Origin of the sequence: Faecalicatena contorta (assembly GCF_003149105.1) — a bacterium.
GTDB classification, from domain to species: domain Bacteria; phylum Bacillota; class Clostridia; order Lachnospirales; family Lachnospiraceae; genus Muricomes; species Muricomes contortus_C.
In genome coordinates this window covers 235439-259640 of the sequence record NZ_QGDS01000002.1, presented here as the reverse complement: position 1 = coordinate 259640, position 24202 = coordinate 235439, and the positions used below count along the sequence as shown (strand labels likewise).

The 24202-nt window shown below is 44.7% G+C and carries 14 protein-coding genes; 1 reads left to right on the top strand and 13 read right to left on the bottom strand.

Annotated features, from left to right (window positions below; all coding sequences use genetic code 11):
* Positions 1-3: 3 nt before the first annotated feature.
* The 12 genes from A8805_RS04585 to A8805_RS04530 form a co-directional block, all read right to left on the bottom strand.
* Positions 4-1536: an HD domain-containing response regulator gene (locus A8805_RS04585; protein ID WP_109709024.1), complete on the bottom strand. Its 1533-nt coding sequence runs from the start codon at positions 1534-1536 to the stop codon at positions 4-6.
* Positions 1496-3355: a histidine kinase N-terminal 7TM domain-containing protein gene (locus A8805_RS04580; protein WP_242992290.1), complete on the bottom strand. Its 1860-nt coding sequence runs from the start codon at positions 3353-3355 to the stop codon at positions 1496-1498. Before A8805_RS04580 ends, A8805_RS04585 begins: the two co-directional genes overlap by 41 nt.
* The gene (locus tag A8805_RS04575) at positions 3355-10668 is read right to left on the bottom strand and encodes a non-ribosomal peptide synthetase (protein WP_109709022.1); all 7314 of its coding nucleotides are present in this window, start codon (positions 10666-10668) and stop codon (positions 3355-3357) included. The genes A8805_RS04580 and A8805_RS04575 overlap by 1 nt, the downstream gene beginning before the upstream one ends.
* A 170-nt stretch (positions 10669-10838) precedes the next feature.
* Entirely contained in the window at positions 10839-12653 is a 1815-nt protein-coding gene (locus A8805_RS04570; protein ID WP_109709021.1) for a DUF6320 domain-containing protein, read from the bottom strand.
* 3 nt (positions 12654-12656) lie between these two features.
* Positions 12657-13604 carry an alpha/beta hydrolase gene (locus A8805_RS04565; RefSeq protein WP_109709020.1) on the bottom strand — a complete coding sequence of 316 codons (948 nt, stop codon included), beginning with the start codon at positions 13602-13604 and terminating at the stop codon, positions 12657-12659.
* A 38-nt stretch (positions 13605-13642) separates the two neighbouring features.
* Complete coding sequence (locus A8805_RS04560; RefSeq protein WP_420319464.1) at positions 13643-15541, bottom strand: ABC transporter ATP-binding protein; 1899 nt, start codon at positions 15539-15541, stop codon at positions 13643-13645.
* A complete protein-coding gene (locus A8805_RS04555; RefSeq protein ID WP_109709018.1) occupies positions 15528-17279 on the bottom strand; it encodes an ABC transporter ATP-binding protein in 1752 nt (583 codons plus the stop codon). The genes A8805_RS04560 and A8805_RS04555 overlap by 14 nt, the downstream gene beginning before the upstream one ends.
* Positions 17280-17335: 56 nt before the next feature.
* Positions 17336-18286: a PHP domain-containing protein gene (locus tag A8805_RS04550; RefSeq protein ID WP_109709017.1), complete on the bottom strand. Its 951-nt coding sequence runs from the start codon at positions 18284-18286 to the stop codon at positions 17336-17338.
* A gap of 64 nt (positions 18287-18350) precedes the next feature.
* Positions 18351-19307: an AraC family transcriptional regulator gene (locus A8805_RS04545; RefSeq protein ID WP_109709016.1), complete on the bottom strand. Its 957-nt coding sequence runs from the start codon at positions 19305-19307 to the stop codon at positions 18351-18353.
* A 27-nt stretch (positions 19308-19334) separates the two neighbouring features.
* A complete protein-coding gene (locus A8805_RS04540; protein ID WP_109709015.1) occupies positions 19335-20114 on the bottom strand; it encodes a ParA family protein in 780 nt (259 codons plus the stop codon).
* Positions 20115-20132: 18 nt separating this feature from the next.
* Positions 20133-21158: an asparaginase gene (locus A8805_RS04535; protein WP_109709014.1), complete on the bottom strand. Its 1026-nt coding sequence runs from the start codon at positions 21156-21158 to the stop codon at positions 20133-20135.
* Between the two features lie 17 nt (positions 21159-21175).
* Positions 21176-21736: an HD domain-containing protein gene (locus tag A8805_RS04530; RefSeq protein ID WP_109709013.1), complete on the bottom strand. Its 561-nt coding sequence runs from the start codon at positions 21734-21736 to the stop codon at positions 21176-21178.
* A 344-nt stretch (positions 21737-22080) separates the two neighbouring features.
* Between A8805_RS04530 and ymfI the strand changes: the two genes are divergently transcribed.
* The gene (gene ymfI / locus A8805_RS04525) at positions 22081-22812 is read left to right on the top strand and encodes an elongation factor P 5-aminopentanone reductase (RefSeq protein ID WP_109709012.1); all 732 of its coding nucleotides are present in this window, start codon (positions 22081-22083) and stop codon (positions 22810-22812) included.
* Between the two features lie 12 nt (positions 22813-22824).
* On the opposite strand, the gene A8805_RS04520 is transcribed toward ymfI, so the two are convergent.
* Positions 22825-24198 carry an MATE family efflux transporter gene (locus A8805_RS04520; protein ID WP_109709262.1) on the bottom strand — a complete coding sequence of 458 codons (1374 nt, stop codon included), beginning with the start codon at positions 24196-24198 and terminating at the stop codon, positions 22825-22827.
* Positions 24199-24202 lie beyond the last annotated feature (4 nt).

The window sequence follows — 24202 nt, the reverse complement described above, 5'->3', positions numbered from 1 at the left end:
TTTTTAACTTCTTCCTCTATTTTCATCATAAGTCCACTGTAGGTCTATGCAAATATCATCACAATGATCCAGTACCTTTAGAAAGTGCTCTACAAGACTGCCGTCAAACTGAGTATTCTTCCCTTCCTCCAACTGCCGCACTGCTTCTTCAAAAGACAATTTTTTTCTGTAGTGCCTGTCGGACATCATGGCGTCAAAAGCATCGGCTATTGTTATCATTCTTGCCTCAAGAGGGATTTCCTCACCTTTAAGCCCTCTTGGATACCCGGTGCCGTCATAGCGCTCATGATGAGCCAGAACAATGTCTCCCATATTATTGAACATATCCATACAGGAAAGAATATCTGCGCCTATTTCCGGATGCCTTTTTATTTCTGCAAATTCTTCCTCATTCAGCCGATCCGGTTTGCTCAGAACTGCATCTGGAATCCCGATTTTCCCCACATCATGCAGAAGACCTGCCACCCGTACCCGGTTAATAAACTGCTGGTCACTGCTTACACTTTTGGCAAGCTCCACTGCATAGCAGGAAACCCGGTCAGAATGGCCCCTTGTATATAAATCCTTGGCATCCACCAGGAGGCGGAGCGCCTCCACCGTCTGCATATAACTATTTATCAGGCGCTGATTCATACCAGACAAACGCTTATTATTGGTATCCAGAAGGGTTTTAAGCAGTGTATTATGCAGCGCAGTCGAAACCTGTTCTGCATATACGGACAGCAGAGCCTCCAGTGTGATATCCGGAGCTTTTTTTACTCTTACTCCCAGCACTCCCAGAATGCTGTTCTGCTTTCCTGACAAAGGTACAAGCAGAATATCCTCCTGATAGCTCATTTTCTGATTATCCATACTCTTCACAATACTGAAGCCGTTTTCTTTTTCAAATATAGAAAAGGGCTTATCAAAATATCCGGCTCCTCTGTATATGTCTGGAAGCAAATCAGAAGATCTTACATCCATAAGCATATAATCTGGCTTCACCCAGACAAATCCATCCTCAGTCTCTGACAGTACCTGTAATTCCTCAAGTATTTCATTCAGGCACTGTTCAACCGACAACATCTGATTCAGATGGGATGTGGATTCCAGAATACTCGACAGTCCCCCCTGATACTGGTAAATTGTATGTATATGCCGGATGGATTTCACACAGCTTTCCACAAGAAGCTCCAGCTGGTCAAGCCGGTTGCTCTTTTCACAGTATCCCTGTATTTCCAGCTCTCTGATTGTATTCAGAGGCGGAGCCAGTTCTTTGTGTCCGGTCAGCAAAATGACATAAATCTTTGTATCAAATTTTCTCAGCCGTGCAACGACCTCATCTCCGCAGATAGGTGACATAATAAAATCCAATATCAGAATATCATAATGCCCGGCGCTAAGCTGTTCCAGCGCTTCAATAGGATCGTCCTGAGTCACCACCTCATAACCTTTTGTACGGAAATTAGCCTCTAAGGCATCCAGGATGTTTCTGTCATCATCCAATATGAACATCTTAAAACCGTTTTTTTCTTTTCCAGCTCTGTTCTTCCGCATCTCTTTTGTCCTCTTCCTCCATTGGGAGCTCAACATAAAAGGAGGCGCCGCCTTCTTCGTTATTCTCCCCCCAAATCCTTCCTCCAAATCTTGCCCGTATAATTTCTGCCGAGCTGTATAGTCCCAACCCTGTTCCTTTTGTCCCTTTAGTGGTGCACATAGAACGGAAAAGCTTCTCCTGTATATCACGGGATATTCCTCCGCCCTGATCCTTCACCACAATATAAACACTGCTCCTTTCCCTGTAAGCTTTCATTACAATGCCGCCGCCTTTGCCTTCCATTGCATCACAGGCGTTATCCAGCAAATTATTTATTACCTGTACCATATTATTTACATCTCCGCAAAGCGTTGTACCTTCCGGAAGCTCATTGAGAATCTTCAGCCCGCACCCGTTCTTAATCAGCTTGGTCCTGAGAAACATCTCCACTCTTTTAAACACCTCATCAATGGTAAACTCTCCTTCCGATGGGATGCTCAGGTTGGCCGCCATTCCTTTCACTGTTGTAATGATATCGGACATATAGGCACATCCTTCTTTTATCCGTAAAAGCCACCCCTGCATCTCCTGCGCAATTTCCCGGTGGTCCTCAACAGTGACCTCCTCATCTCCCACACTTTCTTCGTACTCTCTTACCAGGTCTTCCAGCAATGTGACACCTCCTGATATTGCCATAATCGGCGTCTTCAGGTTATGGGAAATGCTGCCTATCATCTGCCCCAGAGAAATCAGTCTCTCCCGCTCCATGGCCCGGCTCAGGTTCTGCTGCTTTTTCTGCATTTCCTCCTTCAGCTTTGTCACATCCCGGAACATTACCAGAACGCCTGCCATACTGTGTCTTACAAATATAGGAGTCAGCTCAACAGAATAGTATATTTTTCCATCTTCACACAGAATAGCCTGTTCATAAGAAATTACGTTCACAGACTGCTTGCAGACATCGAAAAAATTCAGCAGATTATAAATTACATCTTTTTTCCGCTCCTCCAGCTCTTCCACCACTTTGTGAAGGTAACTGTCTATTCTCATTTTATAATGCTTCCCAAAGATTTCATCAAATGCGTTATTGGAATATACAATGCACCGGTCCGATGAAAGAAGCATATATCCTTCTGAAATATTATCCACCATACTTTCAAGTGCTATGGGTTTAATATTTAAAAAGTTCAGATAGTAAACTGCAACCCCATGAGTAAAAATAGTTACAAGAAAGGCCAGGGGAGTAGCAGATATGGGAAGTTTTATAATTTTCAGGGTAGCCAGAAGATTTGTAATAAGCGGAACAAGCAGCCCGCCCGTAAACAGGCTTACCTGCCCCCATATTCTTCTGGTTTTACTTACAGTCCCATATCGGAACATAATTATCAGTACAGCAACAGAATTTATATAATACTGCAGCCCGGAAATAAGAAACAGGGGACCAAACTGTACTTCCGATGCATAGATAGAGAACCTCCTGTAAAATAAGTGGTGCAGCGGATTTGTAAACACAACCAGCGATGACAGAACCGGCAGTATATACAGCAGCCAGTAATACCAGGGCACCTGAACCAAATTTTGGGTGACTACCAGAGACATCAGCAAGATAGTCACAATCAGCAGTGCCGAGCATGCACATGTAATTGCATCCAGAACCTGAAGGGTTGTTCTGTTTTCAGTATAATCCATTCCTATAACTGCCAGCAGCCATATCAGCAGAAAGGCTGCTGAGGAAAGATAAAGCTTCTGTGCCTTTGACAGCCTGCCCTTCAGCACACAGCTGACAATAAAATATGCCAGTATGGCAACAGAAATATCCAGCACATGTCCTATTATCATCACTCCTGTTCTTCTCTCCTCTCTTCCAAAAAGCATTGGCTCAGTCTGGCTATATCTGCCTGAGGCCACCAGAAATCCAGCGATGCCAGTTTGTCCATAGTCCTTTTGGCACTAATTCTGATCGGAGCATCCTGTTCCTTTTCAGAAAACCAGGTCTGCATCAACGCCTGAATGTATGGAGAATCTGACTGTGAGCTTTGCTCCTGCAGAGCACGTTCGAATGTCTGAACGTCCACCTTCTTCACAGCTGCACAGGCCTCCGCCAGTCTGCCTATTTCCACCTCATGGGGACTGTAGATGTGATACGCAGCGTTTGTGGTATTACTCAGCCTTATTACAGCTTCTGCAGCCAGGTTCACCGGAGTAACTTCCAAACTCCGGACATACAGCACCTCTGGAAGCATTCCCAGTTCCAGTATCCCCTTTATGAGGCGGTAATACGCATTAGATTCCGGATGTCTCTGAAAAATTCCTTTATAAGAATCCCCAACCAGCCGTCCAATCCGGAATATATTGGCGCAAACCCCTTCTTTCACAGCATCATCTACCAGCTTTTCTGCCAGTATCTTGCTTTTAACATAAGGATTATCCCACCAGTTCTGTCCGATATTCAAGTCCTCTTCCTCAAATACCATTTTCCTTTCAGTATTATGGAGCCTGTCTCCCGCAACACTGACTGTCGAAATATGCATCAGAGCCGCTTTGGATGCTTTTACAAAACGCAGGATTTCCCGGGTTCCTTCTACATTCGTCTGGTAAAGCTCTGATTCCGGAGCATAGTGCCTGACATCTGCCGCACAGTGGAACACTCTGGTTACTTTCTGTGTCATTTCTGTATACACGGCTGGTCCGGCCTGGAACTGCTCTTGTGTAAGCTCGCCTAGAATAATATGAAGCCTGGACCGGTATTTCTCATAATAACCCTCTCCAAAATAGAAATCCATGCTTTCCTTCAGGCGCCCGGCTTCCTTACGGATAAGGCAATAGATTTCTTCATTTCCATATTCCAGCAGCTTCTTCAGTATATAGCTGCCCAGATACCCCGTTGCCCCCGTCAGAAATACAGCTCCGGTCCTGCACGGCTTCTCCTCCTGAATTGTCAGCTTTTCCGGGAGTTCAGGCTGTTCTGGTTCGATTTTCTCCCCTTCTGCCACCGAAGCACCCTGCAGAGGTTTAATGCCCAATATGCCCTCCTGCTCTTTTAATGTAGGGTAATGATAAAAATCATTAATATTAAACGTATATTGTTTCTGGCGGTACTGGTTCAAAAGAACAATAGCCATAAGAGAAGTCCCTCCCTGTTCAAAAAAAGAAACCTCCCTCAGAGGCTCCCTTCCCAGTACCTCTTTCCATAACTCTCCAATTGTATCCGCCTCGCCCTGTGTACTTTCGTTCCCCGCCGCCGTCACCGCGAGCTTCTTCATATCCGTCTTGCCGCTGACTGTCCGGGGAAGCTCCTCCAGGATTAAAATTTCCGACGGCAGCATATACTCCGGCAGCTTTTTTTTCATATAAGCTCTTAAAGCTTCTTCGCTGTACTCTGGGGTCTTCACCACTGCCCCTCTCAAAAATGAGGGGATTTCGTTCTTCATAACCGGAACAACAGCAGCTTCTTTCACCAGCCCGGATGCAAGCATAACTTCTGCAATCTCCAAAGGCTCTATTCTGTGCCCATTTAACTTTATTTGTGTATCTACACGGCCCAGACACTGCCAGTTTCCGTCTGCCCGGAGTCTTCCCAAATCTCCGGTTTTATACATTTTTTCTCCCTTGAAATAACAGTCAGGCAGGAAAACCTCATCTGTAAGCTCCTTCTGATTTGTATATCCCCGGGACAAACATTCTCCTGCAATATATATTTCTCCCACTGCGGTAGGCGGCACTTGCCGGCCCTCCTTATCCAGCAGATAATACCGGCAGTTCCCAATGGGCTTTCCGATATGTATACTCTTTTCCTCCGTAATATCTCCCTGGCAGTTATGTACGGATGTTTCTGTAGGGCCATAAATATTAAATATTCTTGCATCAGTCAGGCTGTTCAGTCTATCTTTCAGCTCCATGCTCCAGGATTCACCCAGCAGGATAATCCGGTGTATCTGGCGAAGGGCCTGCCTGAATGCTTCATCTCCCAGGCACATCTGAATCCGGGATGGCGTCAGCTGCAGAATCGTAACCTTGTCTCTTTGGATTCGCTCCGCCATCTTCCAGGGCAATACCATTTCTTCCTCATCTGCTATACTGATACCATATCCTTTTCCAAGTGACAAAATCGTCTCTGTAGTGAATACATCGAATACACAATTTGACGCACATAATATAATTTCCTTTGTGCTTCCCAGCAGGGGTTCCAGGTGGTCAGAAAGGTTTGACAAAGACTTGTGGAGCATCACCACCCCTTTCGGGTTCCCTGTAGTTCCGGAGGTGTAAATGACATTCGCTGCATCCTCTGGACCATGTCCGTTTACCACCTGCACAGAACCGTCCCCGTGTTCCCCGCTCCATATCATCTCCTCGCAGGACAGGCCGCCCAGAACCAGTTCCTGCTGCCCATAAAGTACCAGCCTGACTTCCGCCTGCTGCAGCATATAAAGAATCCGTTCGCTTGGGAGTTCCGGGTCCACCGGAACATACGCGGCACCCGCTTTTAAAATTCCAAACATAAAAACAGGAAGAATTCCTGTACGCCTGGTCAAAAATGCCACCTTATCTCCCTGCTCCACCCCCGCATTTTGCAGGGCTGCCGCAAGAGCATCCGATTTTACCTTCAGCTCCCCGAATGTATAACTATCATTTTCTCCCCATTGCACCGCTATTCTCTCAGGCTCTGAAAAGGCATAATAATCTGCTGCCTGATCTACGGTTGTTCCGTCATAAGGTGTACGCAGATGCCTGGGCTTTTCCAGAAGCCGGATTCTGTCGGCAGCATCAAGCATGGCAATGTCGTGAATCCGGATAGCTGAACCAGACAACACCTGCTGCAGTCCCTGCAGATAACACCTGCTGTAAAATGCAATGGTCACCTCATCAAACAGGCTTCCGGCATACTCAAACTGGAAATAATATCTGCCGTTTTTGCAGGTCACCTCCAGATTTAAGTCCATTTTTACTGCATGGGTATCACTGGGTACATAATTCAGTTCTGCGTTTCCAATTGAAACTTTGTCGCTTTTGAGAGGTGTCATCGTAAACATTACACTGAACAGCGGATTTTTCGCTCTGTTTCGCTCAACTCCTGCCATCTTGGCAAGTTCCTCCAGAGTAATTTCCTGATTATCCAGCATCGCCATTACAGTGTTTTTCACAGATTCCAGATATTGCGCAAAGGTGTCCTCTGGATCCGCCTGCATAAAAACCGGCAGGGTATTTACAAATACTCCTGTCATCTCCTCCATGTGCTGCCGGTGCCGTCCCGAAAAAGGAGTTCCAATCACGACTTCTTTTTTCCCGGAATATCTGCTCAGCAGGATACCATAAACGGACAGCAGCAGTACAAACACCGTTACATGCTCTTCTCCGCACACTCTCTGAAGCTCTCCTTCGAGAGAAGAAGGCAGTTCAAAGGAGTACCTGGCGCCTCTGCCTTCAAATACGGTTGGCCGGGGCCTGTCAAGCGGAAATTCTGATTCCGGCAGGGAATCCGGCAGATTCTTTTCCCAAAATTCTTTGCTGGAATTTCCCGTTCCTTCCATCCTCTCACTGAGCCACCATGCATAGTCTGTATAATCAAATTCCGGCAGGGAAACAAGCAGGCCCTGATAATACCGGTTCAGTCTGTCCAGTAAAATCTGGCTGCTGAGGCCGTCGGAAATGATATGATGCATATCCAGAAGTACACCGGCTTTATCTTCAGGCAGCTTCAACACAGCTACTCTGATAAGGGGGCCTTCCTCCAGATTGAATGGCTGTACAAAACGCTCCATTGCTTCTTTTACATTGCTGCACTCCATGTACTGCATATGAAACTCCGGCTCAGAACTTATCTTTGCTGTCACTCTGCCGTTTTCAATATGAAACGTCGTACGCAGTACGGAATCCTCTTGTATCATTTGATCCACTGCATTCTCCAGGCGTGAAAAGTCCAGACTTTCACTAAGTAAAAAGGCCGTTGGCATATTATAGCTGATTTTTGTCTCATCCAGTTGGTGCATAACATAAAAGCCTGCCTGGGAGGGAGTCACAGGATACCAGTCCCGGACTGCCGCTTTCCTGATACACGCTCCTCTAAGCTGCCCCTGTACTTCTCTGCCGCGGATAAGATTTCCAAGCCGTCTTAATGTGGAGCCTGCGTAAAATTCCTGCACAGAAATTGTGCGGGAAAACTGTTTTTCTACCTCTACCAGCATAAGAACTGCGTTCAGGGAATCCCCTCCCGACAAAAAATAATCGGAATTAACTCCCAGTTCTTCTCTTCCTAATACCTTTTTCCAAATGTGAAGAAGCTGCTGCTCCACCTCATCTGCCGGCTTCTCCTGTATATCAGGCAAAACAGGCCTGGGCATTGCCTGGAAATCGATTTTCCCGTTGCCGGTGAGAGGAAAATCCTTCACCCGCATAAGTACACCGGGAAGAAGATAACGAGGAAGGTAATTGGCTGCAAATGTGAGTATTTCCCTTTCCTCCACGTCCCCGCTGCCTACATAATAAGCAATCAGCTGTTCTTCCCACACAGTAACAGCAGAAACATCTACTCCAGGGTGGCGCATCAGTACTGATTCAATCTCTGAAAGTTCAATTCTATGTCCAAGCAGCTTTATCTGGCTGTCTTTCCTTCCCAGATAGAAGATTCTTCCATCCTCAGACCATTTTCCATAATCCCCTGTACGGTACATTCTGCCTCCATCTGAGAAGGGATCCGGGAGAAAACACTCTTCTGTCAGTTCTTTCCTGTTGTGATATCCTCTTGCCAGACATGTCCCGCTGATATAAATTTCTCCCGCAGAACCAGGCGGCAGGGGATTCAGGAATTCATCCAGAATATACATCCTGCAGTTATACAAAGGCCGGCCTATACTAACTGGTTCCCTTCCATTCACCGCAGCATGACTTACAGCCACAGTAGCCTCCGAAGGTCCATACTGATTATAAAGCGTTCCCCCGGTATGCTCACTAAGCTTTTTATACAATTCGGGAGGCAGACTTTCCCCGCCGCAGATAATCGTTTCTAAATGCCAGAGCGACTCACAAAACCCCGGTTCTTTTAAATATGCAGATAGCCGGGATGGAGTCAGCGCCAGAAAGCCCGCGTCAAAGCTCTGGATCAGCTGTCCGATTTTCTGCGGATGGTTCATTTCATCCTCAGCAGCAAATACAATCGTCCTTCCATCCAAGAGCGCAATCACACTTTCCAGCAAAAAAGCATCAAATCCCACATTACAAATAGACAGTACTGCTCCCTTTGGATATAATGGGTGCATCGAAACTGCCAGATTCAGAACGCTATGCTGCTCCACTTCCACCCCTTTCGGAGTTCCTGTACTTCCAGAGGTATAAACCAGATATGCCAGATCATCCGGACCTGCTGCCCTGCACTTTATATCCTCTTCCGGTTCGGCCAGTTCATCAAATGAGACAAAAGAAGTACTGCCTGTATATATTTCTTCCCTGCTGTCACAAATACACAGAACTGCACCGCTGTCATTCAGTATTTCCTCTTTCCGCTGAAGTGGAAGCCCGGTATCAATAAACAGCCAGCTATTTCCCGAAAATATGATTCCCCAGAGAGCTATAAAAATCTTTTCTGACCGCTCCAAATGAATGGCAACCGTACCCTGCTCTCTGTTCATTTTTCTGGTAATCCGGCGGGCTGCATTTTCTCCGGCTTCACCAAGCTGCTTGTATGATATCCGCCTTCCCCTGAATATAACTGCTGTCCTGTCCGGGTGCAGCTCCACTGTCTCTTTCAGCTTTTTTGCAATCCCCTCATCTTTCTCATACCAGGCATCCGTCTGATTGAAATCATAGATAACCTTTTCTTCCATCTCCTCACTTAAAATAGAAAGGCTGTGTATGGGAGTATCAGGATTCTGCAGAGCTTCCTTTAAAATGCGGCACAGGCTTTCGTGCAGCCTGTCAATTTCCTCTCCGGAAAAAATCTGAGTCAGATAATCATAATCTACCATAAACTGATTTTCTTTATCTCTGCTGCTCAAGTGAATACACAGCGACTCACATTGATAACCGCTGTACAGCCAGCGTCCCTCCAGAGAAACCCGGGCTCCTCTCAGGTGGTCAAGTTTACCGTTTTGATAGGAAAGCACAATATCAAACAACCCTTGGGGCAGGTGTTTTTCATTTGTGCTGGCTATTTTTTTAATAAATTCATAGGGAATTCTCTGATGATACAATAGAGCAAACCAGTCCCGCTGAAGCTTTTCATTAAACTGATTCAAACTAATAGAAATATCAAACTCATTTACAAAAGGAAGCGTATTTACAAACATGCCGCCCGTCTGTTTTTCTTTAAAATTAAGTCTGTTCATTGTAGGGACTCCAATACAGAATCTGGCCTGCCCCTTCACACGCCTCAGATAAATAGCCAGTCCTATATAAAACACAGCAAAGGGAGAAACCCCTGCTTTTTCGCAGAATCCTCCCATCAGACGGTTCAGACGGTTAGACAGCCGGTATGACTTTCGAAGGCCCACCGGACTTACTACCGCGCACTGGTGTTCTTTTGCTGCACCCGGCGAAATCCCCCAAAGTGCCTCATTCCAATACTTTTTATCCTTTTCAAAAGCTTTGGACTTCAAATATTTTTGTTCCTTCAGAATGTGTTCTTCATAGGAGGGTGTAACCGTACAGTCCGGTGCGTTATTTTGAAGTAATTGAAAATAATTATGTATAATATGATTTGTTAATAATCCATGAGACCAGGCATCTGCAGCAATATGATGCACTCTGGTTAAAATTCCTCCGCTGTCCTCAGATGTTTTAAAAACCAGCATCTGGCAAAGAGGAGCGTCACACAAGGTAAAGTGTTCTCTGGCAACAGACTGAAACCAGTTTCCCACCCCCTGCTCATTTGTCTCTGTAAAATCGAAAATTGCTGTTCTGGCAGGTATTTCGCCGGACACATACTGACAGGGGACTCCATCCCTTACAGTAATCCTTGTCCTGAGTGACGGAAATGCCTGATAAGAAAGTTCAATGCAGGTCTGAAGATATTCCAGATTCAGATTTCCTTCTATCCTTAATGCTGTACATATATTATTAATTGGGAGTCCCGGATGCGCCATTTCCAAATTCCAGATGTTCATCTGGCTGCAGGATAATGGCAGGTATTCCATATCTGTCACTTTATCTTCTGTGTACATTCCATTCTCCTTCCTGTCCGCTCTGGAGTATCCTATTTTCTATTTCCAGATACATGTATTATTATACTTTTTTGTACGTCCGTGGTCAATCTACTAAATCATGACACATACTAAATTATAACAGGTATAAAAAGGCATTCCTCAAATTTTATAAAGTTGATTCGTACTCACTATACATGAAACTTTTTATGCATTTCTTCTCTGAACTCTTTTCCTTTAAATATAACCAGAGCCGCCAAAAATAAGAAGCATATGACTACACATACTACGGAAATAATGGGCAGCTTTATTACACCCGTCAGCAGTAATATCAAAGGCAGTATAGCCCCATATCCTCCTGCCATGACAAAATAAATCATATATTCCCTGGCCGTATGTCTCTGGACCTTTGTAATAATCCACATAGAAAGCAGTATACTCATACAGACAATGGGGAGTACAAAATCTACCGACCATCCATGCCAGCCGGTAAAAACATCCCATAAAATACACCCCACCGACACAATAATCAACTGCCACATGGCATTTTTCATCAAGTTATACCGTTTTATAAATCCAATCCAGGAAGCCAGCCACATACTGCCTATTCCTGCTGCAGTAAACAGGGGCCACTGTATCTCAGGATGAAAGGTGAAATCCGCCGCCACAAAAGCCACTATTGCTGCCAAACATAAAAAAGAATAGAAACGGAACACCTTGATTTCCAGCTCCCCCGGCACATCCGGTTCGGGATATTCAGGCTGGACCTGCTCCACATTGATTCCCTGTTCCTTTAAAATCCGGTAGAAATTCCGCTGAATATTTATCGTATCATATCTGGAGGTAAATCCCAGTGAAAGCTTGTCCCCAAAGGAGCACACACAAAGCTCCATCTTAGGGGTACTGGTGAAAACTCCAAACCGGTCAATATATGGGACATATTCCTGAGGCATATGGACTGCACTCATATTAGAAAGGATAGCCGTCACATCCTTTTCTGCATAACGTGCCCCTGCTTTGATGCACAGATTCTTTAGCTCCAGCGGTGCAAGCCGGAGAATGGGGTGCATCTCCAGTGCAATCAGTTCATTCATATGCTTAGCAATCTGCTCCGTTGTCAGTTCCTTTTCAAAATATGCCTTCACATGGCCCAGCACCTTTTCAAAGTCCCCTCCATCTCTGCCGAAATGATATCCGGGTTCAATCCAATTAAAGAAATTCAGCATAGAGTCTGAAGGAAAAAACTTTCTAAGGTTTACAGGTATCATAAGCACAACAGGGTGCTTCTCCTGCTGCTTTGTCATCTCCCGGTGGATTGCCATGAGATATATGGTTGTCAGAAATACCGTCATAGAAACTCCCAGCTCTCTGGAACGCGCAATTAAATCCTTCACGGAAAGCACCGCCTCATTCACCTGAAGCATTCCCACTTCTTTACGGGGTTTCTTCAACTGGAAAGCTCTTGGCTTCTTTTCCTTTTTCTTCTTCACTTCCGAATAATATTTAGAAAAGCTGTCATTTTCCTGGTCCTGAACCGTCACATTTTCATCCAGCAGCGGCACGTCCGGCAAGCCCTCTTCTTTATGGCTGATATATAAATAGTTTTTCACCAGCTCCCGCAGAAATTCTGTAGCTCCCGTTCCGTCAGTCAAAGCGTGGAATACTTCAAAATTAATCCGTTTCCCATAATAGGTCACTTCAAATAAGAGGGACTTTTTGTCTCTTATATACAGGTTGCTGCAAGGCTCCTTATATTCCTTTCTTACCACCGGCCTAAGCTGACTTTTCTCCAGATAATGCCAGAATAACCCTTTCCTCATAACCGACAAAAACACAGGATAAGTCACCAGCGTTTTCTCCAGAGCGTCCTGCAGCTTTCCCTGGCTCACCTCTTCCTTCAAAACACAATAAAACCGGAATACCCGGGTATCCTTTTTATTGCTTGTAGCCGAAAATAATTTTGCCGCATTATCCAGTTTTCTCCAATATGCCCTCTTCTGCTGCACGCCTTATCCCTCCCCCGTCAGTTTATTCCCTAAGAAACGGTTCATATAATCAAAACTCTCTTTCACATAAAAATGCTTAATCCCCAACGCAAAGTAACCATGCAGTGCCTCTGGTATCCTTATGACCTCTACATAATTTCCTGCTTCCTTCAATCTCTTTCCATACGCTTCCCCTTCATCTCTGAGCGGGTCAAATTCCGCCGTAAGAATCAGTGTATCCGGCTGATTTGACAAATCTTCTGCAAGTATAGGGGCAAAATATGGATTTTGTTTATCCTCCTCGCTGCCTGCATACAGTTCTACGTAGTCCCGCATCTTTCCTGCCGTCAGCAAATAATCCGTACCATTCTCCCGTACCGATTCAAAAGGAGAATTCTCTGAATAATCATTATAAACAGCAGGATAAATCAAAATCTGCCGTCTGGGCATAAACTCTCCTCTGTCCCGTGCCATCAAAGACAAGGCAGCAGCCAGATTTCCCCCCGCACTGTCTCCAATCAACGTAATATCCTCAGGATTCACGTTCAGAATAAACCGGTTCGTAAAGATTGCCTTTGCCGCCGCATAGCAGTCCTCCAGGCCGATGGGGAACTTATTTTCCGGTGCCAGCCTGTAATCCACTGAGACCACGACCTGTTCCGTAGCATTTGCAAGACGGGCACAGATACGCTCATAATTGTCCACACTTTCCGTTACCCAGCCACCGCCGTGAATAAAAAGCATCACCTTGTGCAGATTCGGTCCGGTGTTCTCAAAGGCCCTCTCATGGGGAAAAAAGATCCTTGTGGGTACTTCAAATTCCCCGTTATAAATCTTGTAATCTATCTTTTTATAAAAAATTTTCATGGGATCCAGCCTCTTCAAATCCGCCAGATTCCGGGAAGCTTCCACTTCAATTCCATCAAAAGAAAGAGCCTTTAAAATCCTTCTTGCCGTTTGACTCATAGCCATTTAAATCCCCCCACTTCTGCTAATCCGGAAACCATTTCCTATGATAACTCGAAGGCTCCGGTATACAATTGGTAGTATCTGCCTTGTTTCTCAATCAGTTCTTCGTGACTTCCCCGCTCAATAATCTGTCCAAGCTCCAATACCATAATCACATCCGAATTCCGGACCGTAGAAAGCCTGTGCGCAATTACAAATACAGTTCTCCCCTTCATCAGGGCATCCATACCTCTTTGCACAATAGTTTCTGTTCTTGTATCAATGGAGGAGGTTGCTTCGTCCAGTATCATTACTGGAGGGTCTGCTACTGCTGCCCGGGCGATAGATATCAACTGGCGCTGTCCCTGAGACAGGCCGCTTCCGTCTCCTGATAAAACGGTGTCATATCCCTCTGGCAGCATACGGATAAATCCGTCTGCATTGGCGCGTCTTGCGGCAGCAATACATTCTTCATCTGCAGCATCCAGCTTTCCGTATCTCAGGTTTTCCATGACTGTACCAGTAAACAAATTAACGTCTTGTAGCACCATTCCGATGGAACGGCGGAGATCTTCTTTCTTAATCTTATTAATGTTGATACCATCGTAACGGATTTTTCCGTCCGCAATATCATAGAAACGGTTAAGCAGGTTTGTTATGGTTGTTTTTCCTGCTCCCGTCGCGCCTACAAATGCCACCTTTTGTCCGGGCTTTGCATATAAAGTAATGTTATGGAGTACTACTTTATTTTCCTCATAACCAAAATCCACATCATATATCCGTACTTCGCCCTTCAGCTCAGTATAAGTCAGAGTGCCGTCCTCGTGGGGATGTTTCCATGCCCACATTCCAGTGCGCTCCGGTGCTTCCGTCAGCACATTGTCTTTATATTCGGCATTCACCAGTGTTACGTAACCATCGTCCGTTTCACTTTCTTCGTCAATAAGCTGGAGAATACGTTTCGCTCCTGCCAATGCCATAACAATAGCACTTAACTGCTGTGAAACCTGACCCAGGGGCTGGATGAAGCCTCTGGACAGCTGCAGAAAGGACGCGATCATTCCAAGAGTAATCACATTCACGCCTGTAAAGCTAATATTTGTCACTTTGACGATTCCCAGAATTCCCCCCGCAACTGCAATCAGGACATACAGTACATATCCCAGGTTATTCATAACCGGCATCAGAATGTTTGCATAGGTATTCGCCTGAGCAGCTTCCCTGAATAGTTTCTCATTTTTTTCATTGAACATTTCTTTTGCCTTTTCTTCATGGCAAAACACTTTTACAACCTTCTGGCCATTAATCATCTCTTCGATATAGCCATTCACATCACCAATAGACTCCTGCTGCCTGATAAAATATATTCCGCTGTTTCCGGCAATCCTTTTTACCACCTGGAGAATAATTACTACAAATACCAGGACAAATAAAGTCAGCCATAAACTAATGGAAAGCATGGCAAACAAAACAGCGACTACAGTTATAACAGATGAAAAAAGCTGCGGTACACTTTGAGACATCATCTGACGCAGTGTATCGGTATCATTGGTATAATGGCTCATCACATCACCGTGAGAATGTGTATCAAAATATTTTACCGGAAGTGTCTGCATATGGGAAAACATTTCGTCTCTGATGTCCTTCAATATTCTCTGGGATATCACGGCCATCATCCTGTTGTAGAAAAGGGTGGCAAGCACACCGATGATATACACGCCGCCCAATATAATAATTACACGGAGCAGTCCGCTGAAATCGGGTACAGCCTGCACCAAAAGCGGAGTAATATAATCATCAATCAATACCTGTAAAAACAAGGATGCAAGCACACCTGTCCCTGCACTTATGAAAATACAGAGCAAAACAAAAAGGAATCTCGTCTTATACTGTTTCAGATAGGAAAGGAGACGTTTCAATGTCTGCACATCTAACTGCTGTTGTTTCTTATTCATCCTCATTGCCCCCCTTCTGCTGGGATTCATAAACTTCCCGGTAAATCACATTATTTTTCAGGAGCTCTTTGTGGGTACCAAAGCCATCTATTTTCCCGTCATCAAGTACGATAATCTTATCCGCATCCTCCACGGAAGAAATTCTCTGGGCAATGATAATCTTTGTAGTCTCCGGGATTTCCTCCCGGAATGCCTTTCGAATCATAGAATCCGTCCTTGTATCTACAGCACTGGTAGAATCATCCAAAATCAAAATCTTAGGCCTTTTCAGAAGTGCCCTTGCAATACAAAGACGCTGCTTCTGACCTCCTGATACATTAGCACCTCCCTGCTCAATGTGGGTATCATACCCATCTGGGAAACTTTGGACAAAATCATCAGCCTGAGCCAGCTGACAGACGCGTATCAGCTCTTCATCCGATGCCTGGGCATTTCCCCAGCGAAGGTTCTCTTTGATGGTACCAGAGAACAGTTCATTCTTCTGCAGCACCATCGCAACCTGATTGCGCAGTACCTCAATTTCATAATCGCGGACGTCCACACCACCCACTCTCAGAGTACCAGCCGTCACATCATAAAGCCTTGGTATAAGCTGCACCAATGTAGATTTAGAAGATCCAGTTCCTCCTATAATACCAATGGTTTCACCGGAAGCAATTTTCAGATTTACTCCGGTCAGACATTTCTTGTTCGCTTTTTTCGAATAACAGAAGGAAACGTTCTCATACTCGACAGAACCATCCTTCACTTCTTTTACAGTATGCTCCCCATTTTTTAAATCACTTTCCTCTACAAGAATTTCCGTAATTCTCTCCGCAGAGGCTTTGGATATGATAAGCATAACAAAAACCATAGAAAGCATCATCAGACTCATCAATATCTGCATAGCATACGTAATCAGACTCATCAGTTCTCCGGTACTTAATCCTGCTGCTGGATTTCCCCCGCTGGCAACAATTGCTCTTGCCCCAAACCAGGAGAAAATGAGCATACAGACATACATGCAAAGCTGCATTAACGGCATATTAAAAGCAATCATTTTCTCCGCTTTAGAGAAATCTTTGTAGATTGTTCCGGAAATATCCTGAAACTTCTCATTTTCATAGTCTTCCCTGACAAAAGACTTCACAACACGGATACCCCGTACGTTTTCCTGAACGATGTGATTCAGCTTATCATAGGTCTTGAACACCTTTTTGAAAATAGGGTGTACCCTCCCTATAATCATATACAGTCCGACTCCAAGAACCGGGATGCAAATCAAGAATACCATAGATAATCCCGCATCTACCCTAAATGCACAAACCAAAGAAAAAAGCAGCATTACCGGCGCACGCATAGCCATGCGTATCATCATCTGATAGGCATTCTGTACGTTCGTCACATCCGTTGTCAATCTCGTTACAATACTGGATGTAGAAAACCTGTCTATATTAGAAAACGAAAATTTCTGTACATTGTAATACATATCCTTTCTCAGGTTTTTTGCCAGCCCTGCCGATGCATAGGCAGCAGTTTTGCCCGCAGCCGCCCCTAAAAACAAAGAGATAAAAGCTGCAAGTAAAAGAAAAGCCCCTATCTTCCATATATATATCATATCACCTTTATCAATTCCGAAATCAATCAACCTTGCCATCAACAGCGGAATAATGACTTCCAAAATGACCTCTAATGAGACTAATATAGGGGTCAGAATGGAATCTCTTTTGTATTCTCTTACACTTTTCGCCAATGTCTTTATCATATCAAATCCCTCCCAGCGCTAAATTACCAGACATCAAACAATATTAGGAAGGTCTGCTATTTCATATTCAGTAAATCCGCAAGCAGCCTGTTTTCATAAAAATACTCTTCTGTTACCCCGCATTCTCCCAATTCCCGGGGATTTGCCACGCCCTTCTTCCCGTCCGCATGATAATCCGAACCGCCGGACATAATTTCCACTTTATCTCCATAGCTCTCACGGATATATCTCTCCGCCTCTTCATTGCTCATCCTTCCCTCATAACTGGTTTTGTCATAAGTATAGCATGCCTCAATTCCATCCATCCCGGCTTCTATAAGCTCTTCTATATATTCTTCCCTGGACATACTGTGTCCGTTTACCTCAACTTGTTCAGCAATCAACAGCGGGTGTGCCAGTATGGCAATCCCCCCTGCCCGGTGGACTTCCCGGATCACCTCTTTTGGATCTGGTTTTTGGCGCTGTATCCGGTACCTTTCCGTATTCCTTATCATGAGCTTTGCATCGCTCCAGCTCTTTGAAAATCCCTTCCGCGCCAGCAATTCAAATATCATTTTTTTCGAAACATACTCTTCCTCTACCGGATGTCCCCAATTATCAAGCACTTCCTCCCAGGTAATCTCTATTCCATCTTCCTGCAGATATGAAACCAGCTTTCGATATCCGACAATTCGGGATTCCGAGACTGTCCGTTCCATCGCTTTAAACCACAAATGTGACCAGTCACATCCCAGACAGACCACATGTACATCCTCCACTTCTGTCTCACAGGAAACTTCCATTCCAGGCAGCAGCTTTACATTGACAGAACCCCCATACTCCCTGAGATTTATCTTTTCTCCATTTTCTTCTGTCCAGAATTCCTCTGGCACAATATCATGGTCGGTTATGGCAAGAATCCTGACTCCTCTCAGGGCCGCCCGGGAAATAACTTCCTTCGGGGTATCTGCCCCGTCTGAGCGCGTAGTATGCGTGTGAAGGTCGCAAGCATAGACTGACTGTATCATATGTCTCCTCCTTTTTCTTCTCAAATGCCTCCGTGGAAAAAGCAGGGATTTACACCCCCGCCCGTCACCTCTCCCTGTATTCTTTCGGACTCATCCCATACTTTTCTTTAAACTTTCTATAGAAATAACTTGTGTTATCATAGCCAACTGATTCTATAATATCGGAAACAGGCAAAGTACTGCTGGTCAGCAGATAAGAGGCCTGACTCATGCGCCTTACCTGAAGAAGTTCCTTATAAGTTCTGCCTGTCCTCTTCTTAATCTCACGGCTCAGCCAATATACATCGTATCCCAGCATTTCTGCCAGTTCTGACAGGCTGCCATTTTTATAGTGTTCTTCCACATAGCTTAAAACAGCTCCGGTCAAATCTTTATCAAACTGGCTGCTGCCAGTTTCCATCTTATCCATGTAGTTTAACAGCTGCAATAGCAAGAGTCCCATGGTAACCTGGTTCATACGGCGCTTATTAGACAAATCATAAAAAATAGTCCATACCATGTTCTCCACAAGATTCTGGATTGGAAGTACATCTGCCACATGAAAATACAGGTAGGGAGTCGTTTCGTTCTTTCCGCACAGAGTACCTACCAGAAATTCCTTCAGCATATTCTCTTCCGCCCCCATCATAGAAAATGCCACATTAAAAAATTCCGGCAGAATAATAAAATTTACCGCAATATCCTCTTCCTGCGCCGGAAGAATCTCCTGCACCACATTCTGGTTCAGAAACAGTAAATCTCCCTCTTCCAGGACAACTTTATTCCCATCTAAAATATGAGTTGTTGAGCCGCAGCACATATAAATCACTTCTACATAATTGTGCCGGTGTTTTGGAAAATGCACAAAACGGGTATGAGGCCGGACTTGAATCAACTTGCCTTTTTTAAGCAGTTTTTCACAATCTACAATCCATTCTTTCTTTTCGGTGTAGATGTGCTGGTCAATCCCATCTCTCCCGTCCAATATCCTGCGTTCTTCCTCTGTGATTACAGACAGCTCTTTTAATAATCCTAAGTCCATATACTCACCTGTTTTCGTTCTACTTTTCTATCCCTCGATTTCTTTTGCCAGTTCCATATATTCTGCTGCGCTTCTGCTGCTTTTCTTATAAGCCATAACCGGCGCATTATTATCCTGTGCCCATTCAATACCACTATCCACACGGACGTATGTATCAAAAACCTTTACGCCGTCCAATTGTTTCAGTGTTTCCAGAGTCTGCTTAAAATAACTCTTCCGGGTATCCACTTTGGTAATTACAATTCCGCCCATCCTTAAGTCCGGGGCAATCTGTTTCACCTGTTCCAGAAATTCAAACATGTTCCCAAGCCCGAATAACCCCCAGGGGGTGGATTCCACTGGTATAATCACTTCATCAGAAGCGCACAAAATATTCATAACCCATCCGCCTAAAGTAGGAGGCGCGTCAATAAGAATATAGTCGTAAATACCTGCTTCCCTGATCTTTTCCAGACATTTCTTCAAAATATATTCTCTCTGCCATTTTGTAAACAATTCGTATTCGATGGAACTCATTAAAGTGGAAGAAGGAATCAAATCAAGCCCCTCGTAGGGAGAATGGATAATATATCCCGTCAGGTCCTCCTGCTTTTTGACTCCTTCGTATAAGTTTTTTTCTCCCCTGGCAAATTCCAGGACCTGCTCTTCATCAAAAAAAGACAATGATAGGTTCAGCTGCATATCCCCGTCAATCAGGAGTACCTTCCTGCCAAGCTGCACCAGTCCGTACCCTACATTAGAGCAGGTCGTAGACTTTCCGCTTCCGCCTTTGTTATTTGCAAAGCATATTACTTTTGTTTTTTTCATTTTTGCCTCCGTGCCTGACTATATTTTATCCCGCTTCCTCCTGTATCCCAGTATATCACGGTTCACTGTCCGGTAAAATTCCGTTTTCATCTCTTCGTAGCCCATTTGAGGCCTTTCCATCAGCCACATTGCCTTTGTAATAGCAGCCTCCAGTGTCATATCATAGGTCTCAAGCAGATCCAGATCCTGCTTTACTTTTTTCCCCACTTCATACACCATCATATCGCTGCCTTCCTTCACAACCTGGGTGGCCATAATCGCCAGTTTCCCCTGGTCTCTGCAATTTTTCATAACCTCATAGAACTTATGAACCAGATACTCCGGAACACCGCCCACACCATAGCTTTCAATCACAACACATTGATATTTCCCAAACAGATAGGTCAGAATTTCCGGGTCCAGTCCCGGTATCAGTTTCAGCACATAAATACTGCTGCTCATTTTGTGAAAGAACTGTACCTCCTGGGTATATTCCTCCGCGGGTATATAACGCAGTATTTCCTGCTCTCTGATGACTGCCGGATAAGGAAAATTAATGCTGGAAAATGCATTGTAACTCTTTGCCCGTTCCTTTTTTGCCCGGGTTCCCACGATTACTTTTCCATCAAATACAATATGGACGCCATTGGAATCCTCATCGGCAGCATAGATAAAACTATCCAGCAGATTTGTCCTGGCATCCGTATTTTCATCATTAATCGGCTTTTGCGCTCCTGTTATCACAACGGGTTTTCCCGGGTTCTGTATCATATAAGACAAAGCCGCAGCAGTGTAAGACAGCGTATCAGTTCCGTGGCAGACTACGAACCCATCATACTTCTTATAGTTTTCTTCAACCGCATGGCTGATCATACTCCAGTGACGCGGCATCACATTGGTGCTGTCCATATTACAAACCTGCAGAGTGTGCACATCACATACCTTCTGGACCTCCGGAATGTACCGAACCAGTTCTTCTGTAGTAATAGCGGGTGTCAAACCGTCTTCCGTACGTTTGCATGCAATTGTCCCGCCGGTTCCTATCATTAAAATTCGCTTTTTCATGTCTCCCCCAGATTTATTTACCACTCCAGGGAAGCCGGTTCCTTGCCGAAATTCTTTTCCACCAGAGTGCAATATTCTTCATAAACCGGAACCCCCTTAAATTCCGTTCCGAGAGAATCCCTGATTCCCTTGTAGTACCAGCCAATAGCTGCTTTACTGTTCATACGGAATCTTTTCCACAATTCTTCTCCCAAAATAGGGTAGTCCCTATCAATATCCCTCATATTTGACAGTTTATCCGCCAGGGCTATCATTTTCACTTCCATCGGAGCCTCTCGCAAATGCTGGATTGTGGCTCCTTTTCTTTCTTCCCATGTTTTGGATTTGTCTTCACTTTCCTGTGCAACCAAAGATGCTACATGCTTTCCGAACTTTTCTTCCAGCATTTCCTTCGTCACATCTGCACAATCTTCAATAGTATCGTGAAGAAGCGCTGCACATATGACCTCCTCATCCTTTGTCATCGTTCTCACGATATCCGCAACCTCCATAGGGTGAACGATATAAGGTCTTTTTGTCCCTTTCCTGAATTGCCCCTCATGTGCTTTTGATGCAAATTCTATTGCTTCATCAATCATTTTTCCGGCTCCTCCTCCATCCCTTCCCGTAACTCAGTTTCTGTCATTCTCTTTTGTATCCCGCCTGCCGGCATGAAACTTAACAGTAAAAAATAAAGACCTTTCAAAAATCCTTGATTTATAAAGAAATCATATCATAAGCAACCTGGAATCACAACAAAAAACAGTAACTGAGGGTGTACAGATTCCTATTCTGTTACAGTTCACAGGCGACCTGTAAACTGTAACCTTATTCTTCAAACATACTCCTTGAAGTACTAATGTTCAATAAGGTATACTTATTGGACTACTAATGTTCAATAAGATATAATATCAGGAGAATATTTGAAAAGAGGTTTTTATATATGGATAAGAAATGTGTGCTGATAACTGGTGCATCCAAAGGTATTGGAAGAGCCTGTGCATTTACTTTTGCCCGTGCAGGTTATCATGTATTTATAAATTGCAGGAATTCCGTAAAGGAACTGGAGCAGGTTCAGGAACAGATTTTGTCAGAAGGCGGTTCTTGCCAGGCACTTCCCGGCGATATGGGTAATTCCGGCGATGTGTCCCGTATTTTTCAGCAGATTGAAGCCTCTGCTAAAGGGCTGGATGTTCTGGTAAACAATGCCGGAATGGCTTACATCGGACTGCTCACAGATATGAGCGATTCTGACTGGGAGAGGATACTCCACACAAATCTCTCCTCCGTCTTCTATTGCTCCCGCGCCGCAATCCCTTATATGGTTTCTCAAAAGTCTGGGAAAATCATTAGTATTTCTTCCATGTGGGGAACCTGCGGTGCTTCCTGCGAAGCTGCCTATTCCGCAACGAAAGCCGGAGTCAACGGTCTCACAAAGGCATTGGCAAAAGAACTGGCGCCGTCCAATGTCCAGGTGAACGCCATTGCCTGCGGTGTCATTGATACCGGCATGAATGCCCAATTATCCGAACAGGAACGTCACACACTGATGGATGAGGTTCCTGCCGGACGGTTCGGCTCTCCCATGGAGGTTGCCGACTTGGTTCTTGACCTTTCCGAAAGCCATGCCTACCTGACGGGACAAATTATTGGATTAGATGGAGGGTTCCTATAATTTTTTTGACTGTTAGACAGTACAGGAACCCAGAATCTTCATTTTGTTCAATTCTTTGTAGGCAAATACAATTGCAATCGCTGCTGCCGCGGCGTCTGCTATAGGACCTGCATACATAACTCCATCAATTCCCATAAACAACGGGAAAATTAAAATCAGCGGAAGTAAAAACAGAACCTGCCTTGTCAGCGACATTACAATCCCCAGTCTTGCCTTTCCGATGGACGTGAAAAATCCGGAGGACATTGGCTGAATACCATTTATAAAGGTCATGAACATAAATATCCGTAAGTATCTCTCTGCAAAATGAAAGTATTCTTCACTTCCCGTTCCAAATATACTCACAATCTGACGGGGGAATATCTGGAAACACAGGAAGAAAATTGTGGCGACTGCGGTACACAGAATCGCCGCTTTTTTATATGTCTCCCTGACCCTGCCGTAATTTCCTGCCCCATAATTGAATCCCCATATGGGCTGGCATCCCTGGGAAATTCCGATGCAGATAGCCATGAATACGCTGATGACTTTAGAAATCACCCCTGCACATGCAAGAGGAATATCACTTCCGTACATAGAAGATGCTCCATAATGGCGGAGAGTATTATTCATCCCAATCTGTACTACGGCCATAGCAATCTGATTGATACATGCTGCCATTCCCAGAGCGATGATATTTTTCAGATACACAGCCTTTGGGCGCAGTGATGCTGCACTCAGATGCATTTTTCTGAATTTTACAAAGTATAACACAACAAGAAATCCCGATACAGCCTGCCCTATGACAGTGGCAATTGCCCCTCCTTTAATTCCCCAGTGAAATCCAAAGATAAAGATGGGGTCCAGTATTGTATTAAGTACCGCACCTGTCAGCATACACACCATAGAGTATATGGGACTTCTGTCTGCTCTGATTATATGGTTGCCTCCGGTTGTCAGTACAAAAAAAGGAATTCCCAATGCTGTAATTGACGTGTAATCTACGGCATACGGAAGAACCTCCTCCGTAGTCCCGAAAGCGTGTAAAATGGGCTGTAAAAAAACGAGTACTACAGCAGCAATTATCAGTCCGCTTATCATAAGCCATGCCAGACCTGTCCCCGCTATCTCGCAAGCCCTCTCATTCTTTCCTGCCCCTGTTTCAAGATTATAATTCGTAGCACTCCCGATTCCCAGCAGAAGTGCCACCGCTGTTGCTATAATCGTAACCGGAAAGGCAACGTTGGTCGCAGCGTTTCCCAACATTCCAACACCCTGTCCGATGAATATCTGATCCACAATATTATACAAAGAACCTACCAGCATACTAATTACTGCCGGTACTGCAAACTTTCCAATTAATTTCCCCACCGGCTCTGTAGCCAGCGGATTACTTACTTCTCTCATTTTG

Excerpts from the sequence above, each read along its gene's own strand:
- A8805_RS04585 (WP_109709024.1), bottom strand. The coding sequence starts at position 1,536 with ATGCGGAAGAACAGAGCTGGAAAAGAAAAAAACGGTTTTAAGATGTTC.
- A8805_RS04580 (WP_242992290.1), bottom strand. The coding sequence starts at position 3,355 with ATGATAATAGGACATGTGCTGGATATTTCTGTTGCCATACTGGCATAT.
- A8805_RS04575 (WP_109709022.1), bottom strand. The coding sequence starts at position 10,668 with ATGTACACAGAAGATAAAGTGACAGATATGGAATACCTGCCATTATCC.
- A8805_RS04565 (WP_109709020.1), bottom strand. The coding sequence starts at position 13,604 with ATGGCTATGAGTCAAACGGCAAGAAGGATTTTAAAGGCTCTTTCTTTT.
- A8805_RS04560 (WP_420319464.1), bottom strand. The coding sequence starts at position 15,541 with ATGAGGATGAATAAGAAACAACAGCAGTTAGATGTGCAGACATTGAAA.
- A8805_RS04555 (WP_109709018.1), bottom strand. The coding sequence starts at position 17,279 with ATGATAAAGACATTGGCGAAAAGTGTAAGAGAATACAAAAGAGATTCC.
- A8805_RS04550 (WP_109709017.1), bottom strand. The coding sequence starts at position 18,286 with ATGATACAGTCAGTCTATGCTTGCGACCTTCACACGCATACTACGCGC.
- A8805_RS04545 (WP_109709016.1), bottom strand. The coding sequence starts at position 19,307 with ATGGACTTAGGATTATTAAAAGAGCTGTCTGTAATCACAGAGGAAGAA.
- A8805_RS04540 (WP_109709015.1), bottom strand. The coding sequence starts at position 20,114 with ATGAAAAAAACAAAAGTAATATGCTTTGCAAATAACAAAGGCGGAAGC.
- A8805_RS04535 (WP_109709014.1), bottom strand. The coding sequence starts at position 21,158 with ATGAAAAAGCGAATTTTAATGATAGGAACCGGCGGGACAATTGCATGC.
- A8805_RS04530 (WP_109709013.1), bottom strand. The coding sequence starts at position 21,736 with ATGATTGATGAAGCAATAGAATTTGCATCAAAAGCACATGAGGGGCAA.
- ymfI (WP_109709012.1), top strand. The coding sequence starts at position 22,081 with ATGGATAAGAAATGTGTGCTGATAACTGGTGCATCCAAAGGTATTGGA.
- A8805_RS04520 (WP_109709262.1), bottom strand. The coding sequence starts at position 24,198 with ATGAGAGAAGTAAGTAATCCGCTGGCTACAGAGCCGGTGGGGAAATTA.